At 37.8% G+C, this 23,636-nt stretch carries 22 protein-coding genes and 1 riboswitch; of the genes, 11 read left to right on the forward strand and 11 right to left on the reverse strand.

Features of this window, described 5'->3' with window-relative positions; translation table 11 throughout:
- The first annotated feature begins 249 nt into the window (after positions 1 to 249).
- The 6 genes from ACXYMZ_RS02520 (at position 250) to ACXYMZ_RS02545 (ending at position 6,018) form a co-directional block, all read left to right on the forward strand.
- Positions 250 to 1,248, forward strand: a complete 999-nt coding sequence (locus tag ACXYMZ_RS02520) for a VOC family protein (RefSeq protein WP_458946777.1) — start codon at positions 250 to 252, stop codon at positions 1,246 to 1,248.
- 46 nt (positions 1,249 to 1,294) lie between these two features.
- Complete coding sequence (locus tag ACXYMZ_RS02525; RefSeq protein WP_458946778.1) at positions 1,295 to 2,311, forward strand: amidohydrolase family protein; 1,017 nt, start codon at positions 1,295 to 1,297, stop codon at positions 2,309 to 2,311.
- 23 nt (positions 2,312 to 2,334) lie between these two features.
- Positions 2,335 to 3,357, forward strand: a complete 1,023-nt coding sequence (locus ACXYMZ_RS02530; RefSeq protein WP_458946779.1) for a TRAP transporter substrate-binding protein — start codon at positions 2,335 to 2,337, stop codon at positions 3,355 to 3,357.
- An 86-nt stretch (positions 3,358 to 3,443) separates the two neighbouring features.
- Complete coding sequence (locus ACXYMZ_RS02535; protein ID WP_458946780.1) at positions 3,444 to 4,232, forward strand: SDR family NAD(P)-dependent oxidoreductase; 789 nt, start codon at positions 3,444 to 3,446, stop codon at positions 4,230 to 4,232.
- Between the two features lie 14 nt (positions 4,233 to 4,246).
- Positions 4,247 to 4,747 (forward strand): TRAP transporter small permease, encoded by a 501-nt coding sequence (locus ACXYMZ_RS02540; protein WP_458946781.1) that lies wholly within the window; start codon positions 4,247 to 4,249, stop codon positions 4,745 to 4,747.
- Positions 4,744 to 6,018 carry a TRAP transporter large permease gene (locus ACXYMZ_RS02545; RefSeq protein ID WP_458946782.1) on the forward strand — a complete coding sequence of 425 codons (1,275 nt, stop codon included), beginning with the start codon at positions 4,744 to 4,746 and terminating at the stop codon, positions 6,016 to 6,018. Before ACXYMZ_RS02540 ends, ACXYMZ_RS02545 begins: the two co-directional genes overlap by 4 nt.
- Before the next feature lie 245 nt (positions 6,019 to 6,263).
- Here ACXYMZ_RS02545 and glmS read toward each other — a convergent pair whose 3' ends face one another.
- The 4 genes from glmS to ACXYMZ_RS02565 form a co-directional block, all read right to left on the reverse strand.
- Complete coding sequence (gene glmS / locus ACXYMZ_RS02550) at positions 6,264 to 8,066, reverse strand: glutamine--fructose-6-phosphate transaminase (isomerizing) (RefSeq protein WP_458946783.1); 1,803 nt, start codon at positions 8,064 to 8,066, stop codon at positions 6,264 to 6,266.
- A 423-nt stretch (positions 8,067 to 8,489) separates the two neighbouring features.
- The gene (allW, locus tag ACXYMZ_RS02555; RefSeq protein ID WP_458946784.1) at positions 8,490 to 9,905 is read right to left on the reverse strand and encodes an allantoin permease; all 1,416 of its coding nucleotides are present in this window, start codon (positions 9,903 to 9,905) and stop codon (positions 8,490 to 8,492) included.
- Positions 9,906 to 10,230: 325 nt separating this feature from the next.
- Positions 10,231 to 11,745 carry an ABC transporter permease/substrate-binding protein gene (locus ACXYMZ_RS02560; protein ID WP_458946785.1) on the reverse strand — a complete coding sequence of 505 codons (1,515 nt, stop codon included), beginning with the start codon at positions 11,743 to 11,745 and terminating at the stop codon, positions 10,231 to 10,233.
- Positions 11,738 to 12,697, reverse strand: coding sequence for an ABC transporter ATP-binding protein (locus ACXYMZ_RS02565; protein ID WP_458946786.1), 960 nt, complete (start codon positions 12,695 to 12,697; stop codon positions 11,738 to 11,740). The genes ACXYMZ_RS02560 and ACXYMZ_RS02565 overlap by 8 nt, the downstream gene beginning before the upstream one ends.
- Before the next feature lie 147 nt (positions 12,698 to 12,844).
- Here ACXYMZ_RS02565 and ACXYMZ_RS02570 point away from each other — a divergent pair, with 147 nt between their 5' ends.
- Positions 12,845 to 13,462, forward strand: a complete 618-nt coding sequence (locus tag ACXYMZ_RS02570) for a flavodoxin family protein (RefSeq protein WP_458946787.1) — start codon at positions 12,845 to 12,847, stop codon at positions 13,460 to 13,462.
- Positions 13,463 to 13,776: 314 nt separating this feature from the next.
- The gene (locus ACXYMZ_RS02575) at positions 13,777 to 14,541 is read left to right on the forward strand and encodes a transposase (RefSeq protein WP_458946788.1); all 765 of its coding nucleotides are present in this window, start codon (positions 13,777 to 13,779) and stop codon (positions 14,539 to 14,541) included.
- A 70-nt stretch (positions 14,542 to 14,611) separates the two neighbouring features.
- On the opposite strand, the gene ACXYMZ_RS02580 is transcribed toward ACXYMZ_RS02575, so the two are convergent.
- The gene (locus ACXYMZ_RS02580; RefSeq protein ID WP_458946789.1) at positions 14,612 to 15,769 is read right to left on the reverse strand and encodes an SEC-C metal-binding domain-containing protein; all 1,158 of its coding nucleotides are present in this window, start codon (positions 15,767 to 15,769) and stop codon (positions 14,612 to 14,614) included.
- A 184-nt stretch (positions 15,770 to 15,953) separates the two neighbouring features.
- On the opposite strand from ACXYMZ_RS02580, the gene ACXYMZ_RS02585 reads away from it, so the two are divergent.
- The gene (locus ACXYMZ_RS02585) at positions 15,954 to 16,259 is read left to right on the forward strand and encodes an iron-sulfur cluster assembly accessory protein (RefSeq protein ID WP_458946790.1); all 306 of its coding nucleotides are present in this window, start codon (positions 15,954 to 15,956) and stop codon (positions 16,257 to 16,259) included.
- 79 nt (positions 16,260 to 16,338) lie between these two features.
- Here the strand turns inward: ACXYMZ_RS02585 and ACXYMZ_RS02590 are convergent, their stop codons facing one another.
- From ACXYMZ_RS02590 to ACXYMZ_RS02605, 4 genes are all read right to left on the reverse strand, one after another.
- Positions 16,339 to 16,848, reverse strand: a complete 510-nt coding sequence (locus tag ACXYMZ_RS02590; protein ID WP_458946791.1) for a DoxX family protein — start codon at positions 16,846 to 16,848, stop codon at positions 16,339 to 16,341.
- 232 nt (positions 16,849 to 17,080) lie between these two features.
- Positions 17,081 to 18,754 carry a cbb3-type cytochrome c oxidase subunit I gene (locus ACXYMZ_RS02595; RefSeq protein WP_458946792.1) on the reverse strand — a complete coding sequence of 558 codons (1,674 nt, stop codon included), beginning with the start codon at positions 18,752 to 18,754 and terminating at the stop codon, positions 17,081 to 17,083.
- 11 nt (positions 18,755 to 18,765) lie between these two features.
- Entirely contained in the window at positions 18,766 to 19,227 is a 462-nt protein-coding gene (locus ACXYMZ_RS02600) for a cytochrome c oxidase subunit II (protein ID WP_458946793.1), read from the reverse strand.
- Positions 19,228 to 19,242: 15 nt separating this feature from the next.
- The gene (locus tag ACXYMZ_RS02605; protein ID WP_458946794.1) at positions 19,243 to 19,392 is read right to left on the reverse strand and encodes a cytochrome c oxidase subunit 2A; all 150 of its coding nucleotides are present in this window, start codon (positions 19,390 to 19,392) and stop codon (positions 19,243 to 19,245) included.
- A gap of 214 nt (positions 19,393 to 19,606) precedes the next feature.
- A riboswitch (TPP riboswitch) is annotated at positions 19,607 to 19,706 on the forward strand.
- Between the two features lie 143 nt (positions 19,707 to 19,849).
- Between ACXYMZ_RS02605 and tenA the strand changes: the two genes are divergently transcribed.
- Both tenA and ACXYMZ_RS02615 read left to right on the forward strand, forming a co-directional pair.
- A complete protein-coding gene (gene tenA / locus ACXYMZ_RS02610; protein WP_458946795.1) occupies positions 19,850 to 20,539 on the forward strand; it encodes a thiaminase II in 690 nt (229 codons plus the stop codon).
- A 125-nt stretch (positions 20,540 to 20,664) separates the two neighbouring features.
- Entirely contained in the window at positions 20,665 to 21,225 is a 561-nt protein-coding gene (locus tag ACXYMZ_RS02615; RefSeq protein WP_458946796.1) for a sigma-70 family RNA polymerase sigma factor, read from the forward strand.
- A 62-nt stretch (positions 21,226 to 21,287) separates the two neighbouring features.
- On the opposite strand, the gene ACXYMZ_RS02620 is transcribed toward ACXYMZ_RS02615, so the two are convergent.
- Both ACXYMZ_RS02620 and ACXYMZ_RS02625 read right to left on the reverse strand, forming a co-directional pair.
- The gene (locus ACXYMZ_RS02620; protein ID WP_458946797.1) at positions 21,288 to 22,196 is read right to left on the reverse strand and encodes a pseudouridine-5'-phosphate glycosidase; all 909 of its coding nucleotides are present in this window, start codon (positions 22,194 to 22,196) and stop codon (positions 21,288 to 21,290) included.
- Positions 22,193 to 23,314, reverse strand: a complete 1,122-nt coding sequence (locus ACXYMZ_RS02625) for a carbohydrate kinase (protein WP_458946798.1) — start codon at positions 23,312 to 23,314, stop codon at positions 22,193 to 22,195. Before ACXYMZ_RS02625 ends, ACXYMZ_RS02620 begins: the two co-directional genes overlap by 4 nt.
- Positions 23,315 to 23,636 lie beyond the last annotated feature (322 nt).

A 23,636-nucleotide genomic window follows, 5' to 3' on the forward strand; every position in this document is an offset into this window, starting at 1 on the left:
CTTTTTTAAAGAGTATGTGAAAGGGAATCTTCTAAATTAAATAATAATTTTGTGTTTGTTCCGTATAGAAGAACTCAAGCCTTTTTATTCCTAGTTCACCTTATTATAATGAAATTATCTAAAAGTTTTAACTTTTATTTTATGAAAGCTCTTGTTAATTGGAATCCCTTATTAAACACTAAATGTAAGCGTTTTCCAATTTGAAGATAATATTTAAAATAAGAATAAAAATTTAGGAGGAATAACAAAATGACTGTATCAAATATGAATCAAAAAGAGGTAACTTTAACAGAACTAGATCTAAAATTATCAAATGTTGCACATATCGGCCATGCATCTATTAATGTAACGAATTTGGAAAAATCTCTATGGTTTTTCACAGAGGTTCTTGGACTACATGTAACAGCGGAAGAGGAAGGCAAGGTATACCTTAGAGCTTGGCAAGATTGGGATCATCATACATTAGTTATCAATCAAGCTGAAACTTCAGGTCTAGATCACTTTGGTTGGCGTGTAAATTCGGAAAAATCGCTTTATGCATTTGAAAAAGCATTAATAGATTCCGGAACTGAATATAAATGGGTGGAAGCTGGCACTGAACTGGCACAAGGGGATGCAATTAAATTTTATAGCCCTGCAGGAATTCCAATTGAACTCTACTGGGAAATGGAAGCATACTCTAATCCTCTGACTGCATCAAAATTACCAAGTCATCCAATGAAATACAGTGGAAAAGGTGCAGCACCACGTCGATTTGATCATGTGAATGTCATGGTTGATGATGTTAAGCATGAGCAAGAATGGTGGACTAATTTCCTTGGCATCCATCATCGTTACTATATACAAAATGAAGAAGATGTTCGTCTTGGCTCATGGTTAAGCAAAACGAATGTTGCCCATGAAATTGCATTCATGCGTAATAGTAATCAGACAGGAGCACATCTTCATCATGTAGCATATTTTCTTGATTCACCAGATGAACTACTACGAGCTCTTAATCTTATGGCTGAAAACGATATTAAAATTGAATGGGGTCCAGGTAAACACGGCACAAGCGGAGCGCAATTCCTGTACGCTTTCGAACCTTCTGGTAATAGGATTGAATTATGGACTGGTGGAATGTTAATTTTTGCACCGGATTGGGAGCCAATTGAATGGCAATCAGGAACTGGAGGGTTTGGGCTTGATATGTGGGGAAGTACACCACCTGAGAGTTACTTAACATACGGTACAGAAATTAAAAAATAAGAAGTAATTTTGAAAGTTATGTAAAAGGGTAGGGGGAGATAACTCTATGAAGAAAAAATTAAGGGTCGATTTTCATACACATATTATATCTGAAGACTTCCCTGATTTAGTAGCTAAATATGGCGATGATCGTTTTCCACAACTACATAAAACATGTAGTTGTGGCGCTGAAATCAAAGTTAAAGGTAAAACTTTTAGAAAAATTACTGATCAAGCTTGGGATCCTGAAAGAAGGATTGAAGATATGGATAAGGAAGGTGTTGATATTCAAGTCCTTTCACCAATACCAGTCACCTTCTCTTATTGGTCGAACCCAGAAGCAGGCTTAGAGCTTGCTCGATCACAAAATGATTTTATTGCTTCTGTAGCAAAAAAATACCCCGAACGGTTTATCGGTATGGGTACTGTTCCATTACAGGATGCAAAATTAGCAATCACTGAGATGGAGAGGGCTGTTAATGATTTAAATCTTAAAGGAATTCAAATAGGTACAAATGTAAATGGATTAAATTTAGACGAGGATAGTATATATTCATTTTTTGAGGCGGCGGCAAATATGAATGTTCCATTATTTGTTCATCCATGGGCAACACTAGGTGGTGAAAGACTACAAAAGTTTAATTCTATGTACACTGTTGGTATGCCGTCAGAAACAGCTCTTGCAGCCGGAAGCATTATTATGAGTGGCATGTTAGATAGGCTACCAGATCTGAAAATATGCTTTGCACATGGGGGAGGGTCTTTACCGTTCATCCTACCAAGAATGGATAAAGGCTGGGAAGTGTGGCCTGAAACTAGAAATACGAAAGATCTACCTAGTACTTATGCGAAAAAACTTTACTATGATTCGCTAGTTTATGATAAGGATAATTTAAAATTCATGATGGATCGATTTGGTGTGAAACAGATTATTGCAGGCTCTGACTATCCTTTTCTACTAAGAGAAAATCCAGTTGGAAATGTAATAGATAGTCTTATAGATATTTCAGAAGAAGATGCTAGATTGATGCTTGGACAAAATGCATTAGATTTCCTCGGTATTAATGAATTGGTTAGAAACTAAAAGATAATGAAGGAGGAAGGTTTATGAAAAGTTCGAAAACGCTATTTATTATGATTTTAATGTCAGTTGCTTTATTCCTAAGTGCATGTGGTGATGACAATAGTGAGACAAGTGCTGCTGATAGCTCTGATGGCGAAGGTGAAACATATGAATTTAAAATGTCATATGTTACACAGACAGGCCATATCTGGCATAAATTCGCAGAAAAATTTGGTGAAGAATTAGAAGCTAAATCTGACGGTAGAATGACATTAGAACTTTTTCCAGCAGCTCAGCTCGGACCTGAAGCAGATATGGTTCAACAATTATCTAGTGGAGCACTTGATTTTGCGTTACTAACCAATGCTTACATGAGTACACGATTTCCTGAGTTGGATGGATGGAATATGCCATTTCTATTTGAAGACTTAGAATCCTCTCTAGCTGCGCAAGATACAGAACCAGCACAGGAAATGCTTGGTTTGCTTGAGGAACAAGGACTTTTAGGACTGGATTACTTTTTCGCAGCCAATCACAACCTACTTGTGAATGGTGATTCGATTGAGAGTATGGAAGATGTGGATGGTAGAAAGTTACGTTTCACTGGAGGAGCATCTGTAATTGATTATTGGGAAGGATTAGGTGCAAGTCCAATAGCGATGGGACTACCTGAAGTATACAATGCTATGCAGACAAGAGTTATTGATGGAGTGTCAGTAGATACAAACCCAATGTTATCAGAAAAGTATTTTGAAATTGGTGAACACTATGTTCTGACAAATCATATGGCGTTTGGAGGCATTGTAACAGGAAGTGAAGCTAATTATGAGAAAATGAGTGAAGCTGATCAAACTATTGTTGACGAAGCTCTTGCAGCAGCTGTTGAATGGGGCGAAAAAGAAATAGTTGCCAGTGAAGCTGAAAACCTAAAAGAGCTTGAAGGATTAGTAAATGTAGTTGAACTAGCAAATAAAGAGGCGTTCATCGAAGAAGCGAAGAAAATCTATGAAGAATACTCTAATGAACATGAATTAATAAAAGAATTCATCGAAGCAGTACAAAAGTAATAACCATTTGGATCGGGGTTGTCATTGGAACGCGATAGATGTTTCGCGTGACAGCCTCTATTCCAATCTTATTATGGAGGGGAAATATGGCAGGGAGATTAAAAGGAAGGACTGCATTAGTGACCGGTGCTTCAAGTGGACTAGGCCTAGCTGATGCCATTGAATTTGTAAAAGAAGATGCAGAAACGGTAATTATGGTTAGTCAAAATATAGAAAAATTGAATGAAGCGGCAGAGTTAGTACAAGAATATGGAAATTCCACTATCCTAACCTATGAAATTGATATATCAAGTGAAAACGAATGGAAAACATTAACGGATCTATTAACTAGTAAAATCAATAAATTAGACATATTGGTAAATAATGCTGGTGTGAATAAACGTGATACAATTCAGGATTGTACACTTGAAGATTGGAACCAAATCATATCAATTAATCAAACTGGTGTGTTTCTTGGAATGAAATACTGCTTGCCCTTATTAAAAAAATCGGGGAATGCTTCAATAATTAATTTATCATCAATAACAGGACTGACAGGTTATTTTGCGGTGGCCTACACGGCATCTAAATGGGCGATAAGAGGCATAACTAAATCAGCTGCAATAGAGTTTGGGAAATTTGGCATTCGTGTAAACTCGGTTCATCCAGGTTTCATAGATACGCCGTTGAATGAAACTATAAAGGATTTAATCGAAGCGACAAAAGATATGAATCCTCTAGGGAGACCTGGAGAAGCAATTGAAATTGCTAAAGCAGTGACGTATCTTGCTTCCGACGACTCATCATATATGTCTGGATCTGAATTAGTTCTAGATGGTGGCTTGACTTCAGGAGGACAATTTAAAGTAATTGCAGAACGATTTAATATTTACTAAAGGTGGAGGATGATATGAAGTTTACACAAATCATAAGTGATAAGATATATAAATTAGAAAAAGTATTGGTAGTTATATTAATCCCAGCAATGCTTCTAGCAATGGTATTTGATATCTTTTTTAGGTACTTTGTGAATTCACCACTAGTATGGGCTCAGGAAATTGCATTATACACCTTTGTCTGGTCTAGTTTCATAGGAGCTAGTATGAGTATAAAGGGCAAAGAAGCAGTAGCTGTAAACTTATTTGTTGATAAAATGCAAACGAAACTAAAAAACATTTTGATAATAATTGGTTTAGCGGCATCAACAATTTTTTCTGTTTATATCTTTTATCTTTCTTTAACATGGATAATGAATCCAGTTATTCTCTTACAAAAAACTGTGACTACGCAGATGCCGATGGTCTATATGTATCTCTGTATCCCGGTTAGTTTATTGTTTATGTCTATCCATTTTATTCATTGGCTTACTCAAGCGATACAGGTTTCTAGAGAAGGAAAGGTGATTACATGACGCTGACATTAGTAGTTTTTGCTATATTTCTTTTTATACGGGTTCCAATAGCAATTGTTTTGGGAATTTCAGGTGTCGTCCTTTTATTTGTAAGTGGGAATGAAGGGATGATAATGAATGGACCGCAGCGTTTATTTTCTTCTTTGGAAAGTTATAGTCTATTAGCAATACCTCTATTTATGCTAGCTGGTGAAATTATGAACTCAGGTGGTATTACGAGGCGCTTGATTGACTTTGCTCAAAAATTTGTAGGACATTTTAGAGGTGGGCTGGCATATGTAAATATTGTGGCAAATACATTCCTTGCATCAATAATAGGATCAGCGGCTGCACAAATTGCTATGATGACAAAAGTTATGGTACCAGCAATGGAAAGAGAAGGATACAAGCGGGAATTCGCGGCTGCAACCACTGCGGCTTCAGGTATGCTCGGTCCAATTATTCCTCCAAGTATGTTATTTATTATTTATGGAGCAACTTCAGGTACTTCAATTGGAGCAATGTTCCTGGCAGGTATCATTCCTGGAATATTAATAGCTATTTCTTTTATGATTTTGGTTGCTTATATCGGCTATAAGCAAGACTTCCCTTCAAAAGAAAAAGCTAGTTGGAAGGAAAGAGGTAAATCTTCTATACAAGTAATACCAGCACTCTTAGTACCAGGAGTTTTAATTTGGGGTATTGTCACAGGGGTTTTTACTCCTACCGAATCAGCCGGTATTGCATGTGTTATCGCGTTAGTAGTAAGCTTCTTCTTCTATAGGGAGTTAGATTTAAAAGAGTTACCAAGCATTATGGTAAATACAGCAATTTCTACAGCAATTGTAACTCTACTCATTGCAATGGCTAGCGTTTTTGGTTGGGCAATGACATTTGAAAGAGTGCCCCAAACAATAGCAGAATGGATGACAACAATTGCAAGTAGTCCAATAGTTTTTTTAATTCTAGTAAATATATTACTTTTACTACTAGGTATGGTAGTGGAAGGAATTGCATTAATAATTATTTTGACACCAATCTTTGTTCCAATATTACCAGCCTTTGGTATCGATCCGATTCATTTTGGTGTACTTATTTGTTTAAATGTTACGATTGGATTATTAACACCCCCTGTAGGATCAGGTTTATTTTTAGCAACGTCCCTAGGAAAGGTTCCAATCGAAACTTTTGTTAAAGCATTATGGCCTTTTGTTGCAGTAGCTATACTTGTATTACTCCTAGTTACATTCGTACCAAGTTTAACATTATGGATCCCGTCTATAGGTAATTAATTTAAGGAAAGAGCAGCAAATCAATTAGATGTATAAATGAATTGTAGATCGCTTTTTCCTACTAGATTATGTAAGTAGAGCTACTGGAATCTGTGAGTAGAGTGATTGAATTTATACAGTTTCAGAAGCAGCGAACTAAAAGCATTTCTTTGACTATATACATAATACAATGAAACATGGGGACGGTTCTCATGTTGCACTCGAGTGCAACGCGAGAACCGTCCCCATGTTTCATCCCTATTTCATTATTCCACTGTTACACTTTTGGCTAGGTTTCTTGGCTTGTCGACGTCACAATCGCGGTGCAGTGCTGCGTAGTAAGCGAGTAGTTGAAATGGAACTACACTTATTAATGGCGTAAGTAACTCATGCACTTTTGGTAAAACGAGTCCGTCATCCTCTTCATGTAATCCATCAAGACTAATCACCATCGTTTTTGCTCCTCTGGCAGCTACTTCTTGAAGATTACTGCGAATGGCGCTGTTTACATTTTGTTGTGTTGCAAGCGCAATGACTGGTGTATTCTCTTCAATTAAAGCGATTGTTCCATGCTTCAATTCTCCACCTGCAAAACCTTCTGCTTGGATATACGAAATCTCTTTTAGCTTCAAAGCTGCTTCCAATACTACATAATAATCAAGATTTCTTCCGATAAAAAATGCATTCCTGGAAGTTTCTAAATAATCATAGGCAAAGTTTTCTATCCTATCTTTTTGATCTGTCAGTACTTCAACTGCATTTGCAACAATCGCTAATTCTTGGAAGAGATCAAAATTAGGAACGACACCAAGCGCTCTAGCTACATCTACTGCCAATATTGCTAGAACCGCAAGTTGTGCAGTATAAGCTTTGGTTGATGCAACTGCAATTTCTGGCCCGGCGTGTAAAGGTAACGTATAGGTCGCTTCCCGTGATAGCGTAGACCCTGGAACATTCGTTATCGTAAGTGCTTCATATGCCATTTTCTTAATTTCTACTAATGCAGAACGACAATCTGCCGTTTCGCCACTTTGAGAGATAATAATGAAAAACGCATTCTCTTCTAGTACAGGCATATTATAGTTAAATTCGCTGGCGATATGCACCTCTGTCGGAATTCCTGTTAACTTTTCGAGAAAACTTTTCCCAACTAATCCTGCATGGTAACTCGTACCAGCGGCTATAATATAAACTCGATCTGCTTGGCTTATTGCATGACGAATATTGTCTCCGATAGCAATATTATTATTTTCATCTTGATATTTCTCGATGATTTTTCGAATGACAAAGGGCTGCTCATCAATTTCCTTTAACATATAATGTTGATAGGTCCCTTTTTCCGTGTCTGTAACGTCCATTTCTACTATAAAAGATTCCCTCTTGAGTTGATTCCCTTCTAACGTTTGAATCACTACATGATTTCTACTGATTTGCACGATTTCTTCATCATGAATTTCCATATAGCGAATAGTTTCTGCCAAAGTTGCCATGGCATCACTCGCAACAAGATTAAATCCATCGCCAAGACCAATCAAAAGAGGACTTTTATTTTTTGAAACGTACATCGTCTCCGGATTTTGCGTATCAATCATTGCAATTGCATAAGAGCCTTTAAGCTGCTTCATCGTTTCACGAAAAGCTACGAGCGTATTCTGATGTTTTTCAAAAAATACTTCCATTAGCTGTGCAACAATTTCTGTATCTGTTTCACTAACTACAGGAACATCCAAGAGAAAATCCTTTTTCAATCGATTGTAATTTTCAATGACACCGTTATGAACAAGTGTAAATCTACCTGATTTGCTCTGATGTGGGTGGGCATTGATGGTACTTGGCGCACCATGAGTTGCCCAGCGTGTATGCCCGATTCCAAATGAACCACAGATTCCATCATCCGCTTTTTCCCTCAGAACAGAAACTCTTCCTTTTACCTTGGTCATTTGAATACCTTCATAATTCAAGAGTGCAATTCCTGCTGAATCATATCCGCGGTATTCTAACTTTTCTAATCCGTTCAATAAGATTTCTTTTGCATCTTTTTGCCCGATATAACCTACGATTCCGCACATGTTTCTTTCCTCCTATGAGGGGCAAGGCAAAATACCATCTGGAAAAAGGAGGCATTTCGTTGCCCCTCTTCACAATTTTATATCTGCGACTTTCCCTTTGTGCAATAGGTCACCCAATTGTTTTAAGGAAAAACATACGACTGAGATATGCAGCCGGGAGGCATCCGCCGAAAATTCGATAAACCTCCACCTCGTCAGCTATTCTTCTACCGAACGAAAAATAGCACTGGCGCTTTGTAAAACTTTCAAAACCCCACTCCCTTCATTTTGGATGCTCTTGAAAAAAGAGTACACTACATTTTATAGCAAAAAAAGATAAATGGTCAATACTTTTTTTATTGGAACATAGATGAAACATGGGGACGGTTCTCGCGTTGCACTCGAGTGCAACAGGAGAACCGTCCCCATGTTTCATACCTACGTTTATCGTATTTTTTCTAACAACAGATAGATTATGAATGCTGAGATTATTCCTACGAACCATGAGATGGTGTAGAGGGGTTCTAGGAATGGTACAAAGTTTCCGATTAAGCTTAGGACGCCGGAAATAACCAGCGTGATGATAGCGTTGTAATTGAATCCATTTTTATAATGATATTTTCCTTGTTTTGAGAATAAGTGGTCTATATCGATTTCAGTTTTTGCTACTACAAAGTAATGTGCAAGCATGATTCCTGTTATTGGTGCAAGAAGACCTGCAACTGTATTTAAGAAACCTAAAATACTTTCTGGATTCTCCATTAATTTCCATGGAAGAATCAGTACCCCGATTATCGCTGCGATCATAGCTCCACTTTTGAAGTTAAGCATTTTTGGAAATAGGGATGCTAGTTGATATCCAGCTGGAACAATATTACCTGTTACGTTAACTGCTAAAGCTGTTAAACAAAGCGTCAACACTGAAATCCCAACAGCAAATCCGCTATCAAATCGATCGATTACATCTAACACGTTCCAAATAGGCGTTCCGAAAGCAATTTCAGATCCTACGATAATTGCAATACTTGCTACAGCAAATAATAGATAAGCAATGATTAATCCTAATGATTGCCCGACTGCTTGAGCTTTTGTAGAACGAGCAAGCTTGGTAAAATCAGAAACGTTAACCATAGGAGCTGCCCATGCTGCAATAACTGCGACAATTGCACCTAAAAATACAATAATTACATTTCCTTCTATACCATCAGCAGTATAATTTAAAATTGGCCCGATTCCGCCAGCAAGATTCACTGCCCAAATTGCCATACCTCCAAATACGATATAAACAAGCGGGGATAAAATGTTCGTGAATTTTCCAAGGAAGCCCATACCTCCAAAGATTAAAGCTACGTTCAGCACCCAGAATAACAAGAATGCGATAAGTCCAGGGAGTGATAATCCAAGGAGATCCCAATTTCCACCTAACTCTGTAAAGCCTGGCCACATTTTTGCGATAAGGATAAATAAAGCCTGACTTCCTGCAAAAGTTTGTAGACCGAACCATAGAATAGCTGCGATTACTCCACGAATAATACCTGGAATGATGGCGCCTCTAATCCCGAAAACAGTACGCACGTGCATGGAGAATGGTAAGCTATACTTTGAACCAGCATGTCCATTTAAAACCATGATAGCGGCAATGATTAGAGCAGCTAACATAATTGAAGAAAATACTTGTCCAACAGACATTCCTAACGCAAAAAGTCCTCCGATAGCTAGATAGTTTGGAATGTTATGTACGGATCCCATCCATACGGAAAAGAAGTTTGTCGTTGTCCAATTTTTGTCAGATGGTTTTGTTGGTAGTAAATCTTCACTAATACCAGATTCTCTAAGTTTGTCTCGGTTAAATGGTTCCAAAGTAAACGCCTCCCTAAAATAAAGTTCTATATAGTTATATAAGATAATACAATGTTAAGAGCTATAATCATATCATATACTACTCAATAAATAATTGCTCTAAATAAAAAAGAAGGATGATTATGTGAATAAACTCACATATAATAATTATCTCCCACAAATTTAACTTGCCATCATTATAAACCATAAAATAAAAGAATCCTTTAGACCTAATAGATAAAATTACAATAGTTTTTTATCAAAATCTAGCAAGATGAGTGAAACATGGGGACGGTTCTACTGTTGCAGTCAGTGCAACACGAGAACCGTCCCCATGTTTCATGCACTATCTGATTCCTTCTGATTCTAGGAATTCTTGGGCTACTTCGGCTGCGCTTCGGCCTTCGACGGCTACTTGGTAGTTCATTTCGCGCATTTGGTCGTCGGTTATTTTTCCTGCTAATTGATTTAGAATTTCTTCGAGTTGTGGATATTCCTCAAGTGTTTCGCTACGCATCAAAGGAGCACCTTGGTATGGTGGGAATAATTCCAAATCATCCTCTAACACGGTAAGATTATAACGTCTCAATTCACTATCTGTTGAGTAAGCGTCCATGAGATTGATGTCATTTTGCTCGATTGCAGTATAGCGTAACTTTGGTTCCATCGTAACCATATTAGAAAATTCCAGATTATAAAGCTCTTGAATCCCGAGATACCCGTCTTCACGATCGCTAAATTCCAAGGTAAAACCAGCAGCTACTTCATTTTCAATCCCTCGCAAATCGGAAATTGATACTAAATCATGCGCTTCAGCAAATTCCTCAGACACAGCTAATGTGTACGTATTATTAAATTCCATCGGCTCTAATAAAATGAGGTCATCATTTTCCAATAATCCTTCCTTCGCTTGCTCAAAAACTTCTTCTTTATCATTACTTATAGGTGTTTCATCTAAGAATTGCGTAATGACAGTACCAGTGAATTCTGGATAAATATCGATGTTTCCGGATACGAGCGCATTAAATAGGAAAGTTGTTTTTCCTAAGCTTGGCTCTAATTCCACCGTTAAATCCGTTTCATCTTCAATCAAAATTTTATATAAATTAATTAGAATCTCTGGTTCAGAACCTAATTTTCCACCAATCACCAACGTTTCTTGGTCATCTTTGAGCAAATTAGGAACAACAGATATTCCAATCGTTAAAATAACAATCACAGCAATTGTCACAAGTGATTTTTTATAAGAAAGCTTTTCTATCCCTCTTAAAACAAGGTCAAATAAAATTGCCAGCAATGCTGCAGGTATCGCGCCTAGTAGAATTAGAGAGGAATTATTGCGGTCTATCCCAAGTAAAATAAGATCCCCTAAGCCTCCAGCACCAATTAATGCAGCAAGTGTCGCTGTTCCGATAATTAAAACCATAGCTGTCCGAATCCCAGCCATAATCACAGGCATTGCAAGTGGCAATTCCACTTTTACCAATCTTTTTCCTGTGTTCATTCCCATTGCCATCGCAGCTTCAATTAAAGAAGCATCAACTTCTTTAATTCCCGTATATGTATTTCTCAGAATGGGGAGCAGGGCATAAATGATAAGTGCAATAATCGCAGGAATTTTACCAATCCCGAGTAGCGGAATAAGTAGCCCGAGCAATGCTAGCGAAGGAATCGTTTGTAGCATTGCCGACACACCAATGATACCTTCAGCGATGCGATCTTTTTTTGTTAAATAAATTCCTAATGGAACTGCAATAATTACAGCAAAAAAGAGTGCAATAAACGAAATTTGAATATGTTCAATTAATGCTTCAACCAATTGTCCTTGACGATTTTGGAATATCTCGAAAAAGTTATTCATCGCTATTTCCCCCTTCTAACATCTGTTGGGAAAAATAATGAATCATCGTTTGTCTATTTACCATGCCAATTGGGATGCCATCTTTTTCAACAGTAAGTCGATCATGATGAGCTAATTGCTCTAACACCTCAGCTAATGTTGCCGAAGTGGAAATCACTGGATATACTTGATTATTTTCTGCTGATAAAGGAGTTATATACATTTCCAAATCAAAATGACTTCCAATTTGGGAAACCCCTTGGACAAATTCGCTAACAAACTCATTTGCAGGATTATTCAACAATTCAGCGGGCGCTCCTAACTGAACAACTTTACCAGCCCGCATTAAACAAATTCGATCTGCAAGCTTCATCGCCTCCTTGATGTCATGGGTAACAAATACAATTGTCTTTTTTATGGAGCGATGGAGCTCAATGAGATCTTCTTGTAGTTTTTCCCGACTAATTGGATCTAGCGCGCTAAAAGGTTCATCCATTAAAATAATTTCTGGATCAGCTGCTAAAGCTCGGAGGACACCAACACGTTGCTGTTGGCCACCAGAAAGTTCATGTGGCATGCGATTTCGATATGTATCTGGGTCAAGTCCTACCATCTCCAGTAATTCAGTTACACGATTTTGGATTTTCTTTTTATCCCATTGTTTTAACTCAGGAACGATAGCGATATTTTCTTCAATTGTCATATGGGGAAATAATGCAATTTGTTGAAGCACATAGCCGATATTCCACCTGAGTTCATCGATTTTATAATCGCTAATCCTTTTTTCATCAATCGATATTGTTCCCTTCGTCAGTGGAATCAGGCGATTAATCATTTTTAGTGTCGTGGTTTTTCCGCTGCCACTTGGACCAATTAATACAAAGAATTCTCCTTTGTTTACTCTGAAATTTACTGTGTCTACTGCTGGTTTGTCTTCTGTGAAATTTTTAGTAACATTTTCAAATAAAATCATTCGGTCTGGTCCTTTCTTTCAATAATAGGGGTTAATTCACTTTAGCCTATTTGATGATACGTTAAACCTATAGAAAGAGGTTTACGATTAATTTCGACAAAATGGGGTAGAGAGAAAATATATGAAAAGAAAGGAAGTGCTATTTTAGTGAAAGCTTTAGTATTAAATTGTTCCCTTAAAAAATCGAGTGAGCCGTCAAATACAGATGCTCTGATGATGGAGTTTATTAATGTATTTAAAGAAAAAGGGATAGAAGTTGAGACCGTACGTGCAGCTGATTATAATATAGCGTTTGGTGTTGAAGCCGACATGGGAGAAGGAGACGAATGGCCGAAAATTGCTGAAAAAATCGAGCAGGCTGATATTCTTCTCTTTGGAACTCCTTTATGGATTGGTGAAAAAAGTAGTGTTGCTAAAATGGTATTGGAGCGTATTAGTGGATCGGGCTCGGAAACGAATCAAAAAGGACAGCCAATTTACTATAATAAAGTTGCTGGTGCAGTCGTAACAGGAAATGAAGATGGTGCAAAACACGCAGCTCGTGATATTCTCTTTAGCCTAGGACATTTCGGATTTTCCTTACCACCTAATCCGCTATCTTATTGGGTAGGTGACGCTGGTCCAGGGCCTTCTTATATAGAAGCAAACGGCCACAACAACGAGTTCACGATTAATAACGCACAAATCGCCAGCCACAACCTCGTCCACCTTGCCAACATCCTAAAAGAAAACCCAATCCCACCCGAAGGAAACACAGAAGAATAAAAATGAAACATGGGGACGGTTCTCGTGTTGCACTGACTGCAACGCGAGAACCGTCCCCATGTTTCACTAAAAATAATTTAATATGTAGGTTATCGTTTTTTGATAGATGAAATTTTGGTGAATTGTGTTTTTTCTTGTGAGATTTACTGTGAGGATGTATTTTCACGAGTTTTCTAGGTGTGATAATTGTATTTTGCGGGTGCAGTGTGCTTTTGACTACTGATAAATGATAGTTTATCTTATAGATAGATTGTCCTCTATGTGTTTCCTCAAATACAAAAACTAGTAAAGTGAGTGGTGAAAATATGCCTCGAATGCCAAGAACGAAAAGCCGCAGTGATATCTATCATGTGATTTATCGGGGAGCGAATCAACAAGAAATCTTCCATGATTCAGATGATAATATGCGTTTTCTAGAAACCCTCCACCGATTTAAAAACCTCTCCAAGATGAAAGTTTTAGCGTGGTGCTTGATGAATAATCATGTGCACTTATTATTACAGGAAGGAAGTGAAGAAATATCCTCTACACTCAAGCGAATTAGTGTGAGTTATGCTCATTATTACAATACCAAGTACCGAACGACTGGTCATTTATTTCAAGATCGTTATCGCAGTGAGAATGTGGAGTCGAGAAGATATTTATTTACTGTCGTCAGGTATATCCACCAAAACCCAGTAAAGGCAGGCATCACGAAGCGAGTAGATCAATGGGAGTGGAGCAGCTGTAATGGCTATTATGGTGAAGCTTGTTACCCGTCGGGACTGCTCGATTATCATATTATTTTAGACTTACTTTCTAACAATTTAAAAGATGCGCGCGCGAGATTCAAAGAGTTCAACGAACGAGTAAACAATGATTCTTGTTTAGAAAATACCTATCATCTAAGACTAACCGATGACGAAGCTCGGGCTATCTTCAAAGAAATCTTAGGACCAATAACAATCCCTCAAATCAAAACACTTCCCAAATCAGAAAGAGACACCTACCTAAGAAAACTCAAAACCATCAAAGGAATCTCCCAAAGACAAACAGCAAGAATCCTCGGAGTCTCCACTAGCTTAGTTCATCGAGCGTGAAAGATGGGTATGCAACATGGGGACGGTTCTCATGTTGCAGTCAGTGCAACGCGAGAACCGTCCCTATATTTCACTTTCCGCAGCATTTTTTGTATTTTTTACCGCTGCCACAGCTGCAAGGTTCGTTGCGGCCTACTTTTTTGGGTTGTATTGTGGTGATCATAGGGCTAAGATCGTTGTATTTTTGTGAAATTTCATCTTTCCATTTAGGAAGTTTTGGGTGTTCTATACCGTTTATCATGCAATTTGCATATAAAGATTCTTTCAAATCAAGTACCCCGCTATCGTAGCCATCTTCCACAAGTTGGCCTACTTTAGTAATAGATTTCTTTGAAAGTTGATAGCATAAGGAGTCAGCAATAAGCGTTTTAGCTGTTATATTTGTAACCAAGTCGAAATGATGTAAAAGTATTTCTTCTGCACGAGGATCTTTGATGTTTTTTAAAATATCGATTGCTTCATAAAAAGTTTGTTCATGCGATATATACTTTTCGATAAGAGGGAATATCTCAGGTGAACCGATTTTAATTATAGTTTCTGTAACTACTTCTAATAGAACCTCTTCATTCCCACGTAAAAGAAGTCCAGCGAGAGTAGGAAGTATTGATGTTGTATTCTCTAACTCACCAGCTAGATATATTTTATAAATTCCCTCATAGGTGATAAATTCTTTTTTGGATTCCTTTTTAATCGAAGCATCAATTCCTTGTATATAAGAATCAGTAATTTCTCCACGTCTAATTAATTCCTTATAAATCTTTTTGCCCATTTTAAAAAGCGGTTGATTAAAATAATCAGCTCCTAGTGAATGAACTATATCATCTATTTCGGAAAATAACTGAACAGAATCCATGGAATAGAGGCTGACGACAGATTCTAGATAATCTTTATTTACGAATGGAGCAATGTCCTCTTGATATTTAACCATTAAATCAAAGTCACAATTTGAAAGAAGTGATATATACCAAATTTGATTATCGTCATCTAATTTAATTCTTTTTAGTAGTTCTTTTAACATGCTTTCTGTTATAGATATGTTTGAAGCGTATGGCAAAACTCTATTCACCATGGCATTAGGCTCTACTTTATCCAACGCTTCCAAAATATAATGAAAAGTCTCCTCTGAACCAATCCTGGCACTCTTAATACTATCCAAAGCAAAATCTCTCAACAAACTATCATCACTTAAAATATAAGGCTCAACAATATCTAAAAACGAGTCCGACATAAAAATCCCTCCCTGAAGTTTATTATAATTGAAACATGGGGACGGTTCTACTGTTTCATTAAGTGCAACACGAGAACCGTCCCCATGTTGCATTCATGTGGCCTTCATGTTGCAATCTCGTTGCTATTCATTATATATTCATGAGATAATAATAAAACAAAATTTATAGATTGGAGATTTGAATATGAAAGTAAAAATAAATAGGAATGCAGCGAAGGAATTAAAAAAGATACTAGCAGATGAAGAGGCGCAAGGGAAGATGATTCGTGTATATATTACAGAAATGCACGGAAATCATGCACATTATGGGATCGATCTTGATACTCCAAAAGAACATGATGAGATTGTGAAAACGGATAAAGAAGTTGATATCTTGCTTGATTCACGAGAAGAATTTCTTGACGGAATATGGATTCAATATTTCTATGTAGGAGATAATCCAGGTTTTACGATAACAAACCCTTCAAAAGGCGGACATGTTCATCATTAAAAGTTAAGTGAAACATGGGGACGGTTCTTGCGTTGCACTCATTGCAACATGAGAACCGTCCCCACGCTTCATCTATAATTTAAACTGCGGCTACTTCTTTTTCCATTTGTTCGTTGCATTGTTTTTTCTGGAAAATCACTTTTTTTATAATTGGTTGAATCCAGCGATCTAAGCCATATCGGCCGGCGTTGGTTCCTGTGATTACGATGAACACCGTCAAAATTGCCATTTGTGCATCGAGTAATCCTGCACCACTGAAAAGAAATGATAAGTTCATGGAAATTCCCATTAAGGCTGCGAAGTTAGTAAATACTCCTAAAATTAAAGCGGCACCAACCAAAACTTCTCCCCACATAACCATAAATGAAAATAGCTCTGTATTTGGCACTGCTACTGTATGTAAAAATGATTGCCACCATGCTGGAGTTGTTGAGCTTTCTGCAGCCATCATGATAAACCCACCTGCATCAAACGTGTCCATCTTGAGTTTACCTAAACCAGCAGTAAGCCATTTATATCCAATATATATTCTCAATACTGTTAAAATACCAGCAACAACTTTATTACCTCTAAGGAAATCCATAATCATATCTACTCAGCTCCTATAGTTTCTGTTATGTTCAAACTTTCACAAGTCTGTGAGTTAATAATACCACCATAGTAGAAACTAAATATTTGACCTACGTCAATTTTTGAGAGGGTTAACAAAGTTGTAACAAGTAAAAAAGAGTGAAACAGAGGGACGGACGGTTCTCATGTTGCACGCATTGCAACACGAGAACCGTCCCCATGTTTCACTCACTCGCCATGTCCCCGTTATGCTACCAGGTTATAAATGGTGGGGAGCCTGGTGGGGCATGTTGGATCATTTCTATGATTGGGAAGACGTAGCCGAATGCGATTACTAGGATCATGATGGAAATCCAAATGCTCCATCGATCTGTCCATAGTGGTGTTGTACTGGCATTGTCTTCTACTTCACCAATTGGAAATTCTGTATGTCCTTTTGGTGCGAAGAACATTAAATTGATTACGATATATAGCATTAATACTCCGCCGATCGCAAGGAGAGTCCCACCGATCACTAGCGTAACTAAATACGGATCCCAACTTAGTGCAACAGCGTTATCTCCATACGTAGAATAGGATGTTCTCCGTGGTGAACCTAAAACACCAACACTATGCATTCCAGTCGTCATAATTAACATACCTGCCGCCCAGAATATAGTTTGAATAACACCTAATCGATTCATTTGTGGAGTAAGCACACGTTTTGAAAGGTATGGAATTAACCAATATACCACACCGAAAAAGGTGAGCACTGCAGTAACACCAACAGTTAGATGGAAATGTCCGACAACCCATAAAGTATTATGGACGACTTGGTTCAGCTGGTTGGCATTTTGTGCAATTCCACCTGCACCACCTGGAATAAATGCAATCATTGCAATCATTGGAGCGAGAAAACGAACGTCACCCCATGGCATTTTCTTTACCCAACCAAAGATGCTCTTTGAACCTTTTTTCCTTCCTGTTCGGTCAAATACATAAAACATCGCATAGGCAGTCATCAAAGAAGGGAAACCAATTACCATACTCATTCCTGCGTGAATAAGTTTCACACCTTCTGACATTCCAGGGTCAACAATCTGATGGTGAAAACCACCAGGGATATTTGCAATAACTAATAAAATAACGACAACTCTAATTAATGTATCACTAAATAATCGACCACCAATAATTTTCGGAACGACTACATACCAAACAGAAACAGCTGTTAAATACCAAATGTTTACAAATGTATGTCCAAAGCTCCAGAATAACGTTCTACTAAGCATGACATTAATCGTTTCTGTCCAGCCAAAAGCCCAAGGAATAAGCATTAAAACTTCTGCGGTTACACCAAGACTCCCAAAAAACATAAGCGTAAAAACACCCATCGCAAAAAACGCAAGAATTGGGATATGTTTTCCTTTGTTTCTTTTTCTCCACTTGGCTATTTGAATAAACCCGCTGAATGCAGCCGTCCAAATTCCCACAACAAGAATGAAGAGCCCCACATAAAACCAAGGAGAAGCCTGCATTGGTGCATAAAAAGTATACATGACAGAGGCTGTTCCATTTAGAATTGTTGTGACAACAAAAACTACAGCGACGAGCATAATGCCTAATGCTGCCCAGCCCATTTTTCTTACAATAGGAAGTAAGCCGTCCGTTGTATGTGAAAGTACAGCATAAAAATAACCAAACACAAATAGCACAGAGAATACTAAGACTAGTAATACCCCGTGTGCAGTTAATACTTGATAGTAATCTAGCCAAGCAGGAAGTTCAAGATAGCCTGCCCGATTTAACACTTGCAGTAAACCAAAAAATCCTCCGATAATTATTGTAAGAAATGCTATGGAAAAATAAGTTAATGTAATCCGTGAATCTTCTGATCTTTTTCCAGATACAGAATCTAATTTCGTTCGAAGTGTCGTAGTCGCTTCCAATTGCAACCCTCCTATTCAACAGTAATTGTCATACTCATCATCTGGTGTCCCGCTCCACAATATTCATTACACACAGCCAAATATTCACCAGGTTCATTGAATGTTTGTGAGGCCTCCTGAACATGTCCTGGCATGACCATCGCATTAATATTTGTATCAATTACCTGAAAACCATGGATAACATCTGGAGAAGTCATTATAAAATTAACAGTAGAACCAGCAGGAACGACTACTTCACTAGGTTCAAAAGAGAAAGCCCTTACAATCATAACAACCTCATATTCATTTTCACCTACTTCAAATACACCTGGATTATCAAATGGAGCAGTATTCTCTACATTTTCTGGATCAATCGTTCCAACTCCGCTCGGGGGTCCGTGCCCAAGTGCAAAGGTTTGATAACCACTGTATACAACTGCAATTACCAACATTGCAGCTGCTAATGTGAGCCAAATCTTTTCATAACGATGCATATTATTTTTACCTCCTTATACTCTTAGGGAAAAAGCGATAAATAATAGAAACCAAAACAAAACAATTCCTCCACCTACAAATAAAACAGACGAATACAAAGCACTCTTAAAAGAAAGTTCCTCTTCAGGATTTTCATGCTCTTGTCTATTTTCAGACTCCTTCACCAAAAAACCTCCCTCCATTTATTTTGACCAACCAATAGTACTACCCACAATTAGCCTTTCCCTAACATAATTCAAATAAACTACAAATTTAGTGAAACATGGGGACGGTTCTCATGTTGCATTAATTGAAACAAGAGAACCGTCCCCATGTTTCAATCTCCTTGCTTTGCTCATGTCGCTATGTCTATAATGGTATGTGTTAAGTGAATATTAAAGAATCGACTAGGGGAGCATGGAAATGCTGAGAGATGTGTAATCGACCCTTCGAACCTGATCTAGTTAACGCTAGCGTAGGGAAGTGGATGAAGAAATCTAGCTGAATTTATTTATAAATTGCTAACCCCATTTCTAGTACTCTAGTGATGGGGTTTTTTGTGTTTTCTTTTCCTAGTCAAAAGAGGTGATCCTGTTCGAATCAAGTTCTAATGCATTATCAAAAAAATTAGGAGGAAAAATAATGAGTAAACAATTTACAGATCGATTATGGGACAAAGTTGAACCGATTTGGGAATCATATTTAGAGCATCCATTTGTGAAAGGGCTCGGAGAAGGTTGGCTGGAGCAGGATAAATTTAAACATTGGTTGAACCAAGATTATGTTTATTTAATTGAATACTCTCGTTTATTTGCTCTCGGAAGTGCAAAAGCGCCTGACTTAAAAACGATGTCCGTTTTTGCAAAGCTACTTGATGGAACATTGAACATGGAAATGGATTTACACCGCCAATATGCAAGTAGATTTGGAATAACGCATGAAGAACTTGAGGAAACAGAGACAGCAGCAACAACGACTGCATACACAAGCTATATGCTAAACGTATCGCAGCGAGGCGGAGTTGAAAATGTCGTTGCATCCGTTTTGGCTTGTGCTTGGAGCTATAATTTTATTGGAAAAGAATTAGCCAAATGGGACGGCGCATTGGAGCATGAATTTTACGGACATTGGGTGAGAATGTATTCCTCAGACGGCTTCACAGCATTAGCCGAGGACTGTAAAACGCTCATCAATGAAATAACCGAAGGAAAACCAGAACGTGATCTAAAAGAATTAGAAGAAATCGTAGTAAAAACAAGCCTATTTGAATACATGTTCTGGGAAATGGCCGAAAAACAACAACACTGGCCAGTCGATCTAGAAGAAAAGTGAAACATGGGGACGGTTCTCGCGTTGCATTCATTGCAACATGAGAACCGTCCCCATGTTTCATTCACCCCCTTTCCGAGTTGGTTTTCGATTATAGGGGTGAGGATGTATTTGGTAGGGGGGATTTTATGAAGGGGTTTTCGTTTGAGGAGATTGTTGAGCAGAATGAGCGGCGGATTCATTATCATCTTCATAAGTTAAGGATTCAGGATCCGCACCAGGAATTTTATCAGGAGGGGCTAATTGCCATGTGGAGTGCATATAAAAAATACCAGCCAGATAAAGGGCCACTTTCAACCTATTTTAATTTTATTATTCATCGTCGTTTAATTGATTTGATTCGGAAGGAAAGTCGGAGAATAAACAAAGAAACACCAATGGCAACAGAAGAGGAAGAAACATTAGACCGAGCAAATTACCAAAATTCAACTAACACCGAACCACAAAAAGACATCATTACAGAGCACCTCACAGACAACAGCCACCTCTGGATGCAAATTAGAGAACTTTTAACAGAAAAACAGTGGAAGTGGGTGCAATACTATATTATTGAAGACATATCATTAAAAGAAATTGCCGAGAAGGAAAATGTCTCCGTCGAAGCTGTAAAGGGCTGGGCAAAAGAAGCCAGAAGAAAATTACGTCATCCTCAGGCAGAAAAAAACATCATGGAACTTCTAGAAAAATAACATAAAAAAGCAGTCCCACTACCAAAATGTAGCGGGACTGTTTTCTCGTACATAATTAAAATTTATTTTTCTAAAGCCACAGCGATTTGTGCGCCAACTTTAGCATTATTTTTAACTAATGCAATATTAGCTTCAAGACTTTTTCCTTCTGTCAGTTCTTTTACTTTTGCTAGAAGGAATGGGGTAGCATCTTTTCCTTGAATATTATTTTCTTCCGCTTCTGCGATTGCTTGATCAATAATAGAATCGATTTCAGCACGCGGGATTTCATTTTCTACAGGAATCGGGTTAGCAATAACTGCTCCGCCATGAAGATCTAATTTCCATTTCGTTTTCAGTGTCGCAGCGATTACTGAAACATCATCTGCACGGAAATTCACTGGAAAATTACTTTCTCTACTAAAGAATGCTGGCAAAGTATCTGTTTCATAACCAATCACAGGCACACCTTTTGTTTCAAGGTATTCCATGGTTAATCCCAAATCGAGAATTGATTTTGCTCCAGCACATACAACTGCAACATCTGTTTGCGCAAGTTCTTCCAAGTCCGCAGAAATATCCATTGTTGTTTCCGCACCACGGTGAACCCCACCGATTCCACCAGTTGCAAAAACCTTAATATCAGCTAGTGCAGCGGCAATCATTGTTGCTGCAACCGTTGTTGCTCCCATTTTTCGAGTCGCAAGAATATAAGGGAAATCACGACGCGAAACCTTCGCAACATCATCACTATTTCCAAAAGCTTCTAATTCTTCATCTGTTAATCCAATTTTAATTTTCCCATCAATAAGAGCAATCGTTGCAGGAACGGCTCCATTTTCACGAATGATTGTTTCGACAGCACGTGCAGTTTCAACGTTTTGCGGGTATGGCATTCCGTGAGAAATAATAGTAGATTCTAGTGCAACAATTGGTTTTCCAGCATCCTTTGCTTCCTGAACTTCTTTTGATAAAACGATATATTCTTTCATTTTGTTTCCTCCATGTCTTTTTGTAATTGTGTTGCTGATAAATCTTGTCTAACGGTATAGGGTGATGCAATTGTTTTTGCTGCGTGGACTGCTCCAATATGGGCAATCTCTGTCAAACGCTTGTTATTTAACCAAGAAAATAATACCGCCGATGAAAAAGCATCTCCAGCGCCAGTCACATCAATGACTTTGTCCGCTTTAACGGCTGGAACATGATGAATTCCTTCCTCATTATTCCCAACCATCGCGCCTTCACTACCATTCGTAATGATTACATTTTCAATACCCATATCTAACCAATCTTGAACAGCTGTTTTCCAATCTTCCTCCGTTGCAATCGTTCCCTTGAAAAATGCTTCAGTCTCATCCACATTCGTGATCAACCAAGATAAACTCTCGAGATTTTCTGGCATATGTTTCATTTTTGGAGTGGAAACCGTGATGAATGCTAGCGGAACTTGATGATGTTTTGCATAAATAACGAGCTGCTCTAACGTTTCTTTCGGACAATTCAAATCTGCGATAATCATTTTTGCCTGTGTTAATAAATTCACCTTGGACATCATATATTCTGAGGATATTTTTTCGAAAACGTCCATATCGGCAAGTGCGACAACCAAATCTCCCGCGTCATCAATAACCGCAGTATACGAGCCTGTTGATTCATTTAAAAATTGATTGACTTGATCAAGATTCATGTAAGGAGCGGATACTTCTTCAATAAACGTCCAGTCAGGATCCTTTCCAGCAGCTGTAAGTAAAGTTGTGTCGAGTCCGAGTCTACCAATATTTTCTGCGATATTCCGAGCGACACCACCTGCACTTTGTTCAGAGCGAATTGGATTCGACGTTTCCATCTGGATAGAATCTTTTAGATAAAACTTCCGATCGACGTTCGCGCCACCAATACAAATGACCTGTTGGCCTTCATTTAAAATATATGCTTTTCCAAGAATATATCCTTTTTGAACCATAGCTGAAATCATATTCGCAACGGATGGGCGGGATAAATTCATTTCATCTGCCAGTGCTTGTTGGCTAATAAAAGGGTCTTGTTTAATTAATTCGTATAATTTCTTTTCATTCTTATTTAAAGGGGTTTTTTCTGCATCGCGCATGCTCTTGCCTCCTTTTGAAAACTTATGTTTAATAATTAAACTTTAGTTTAACCATTCTCTATTCTACAAGCTTCTACAAAAGATGTAAAGACTTTATTTAAAATTTTTAAGCCAACCTTTTCCCACACGAAATAAAATAAGATTAACGACCATTCCAACAGGGTAAATCCACTTTTAAAGAGTTGTTAAACATCTTTCACAAGTTAAGAAAATTTTACATGAACTCGCCTTTTAAAAATGTAGTTTTAAGCTGAATTATGATACGATAGAACATATAAAAGTAAGAATAATTTAAATATATGTAAAATAATTGAAGGGAAGT

This window comes from Oceanobacillus sp. CAU 1775, from assembly GCF_054482815.1.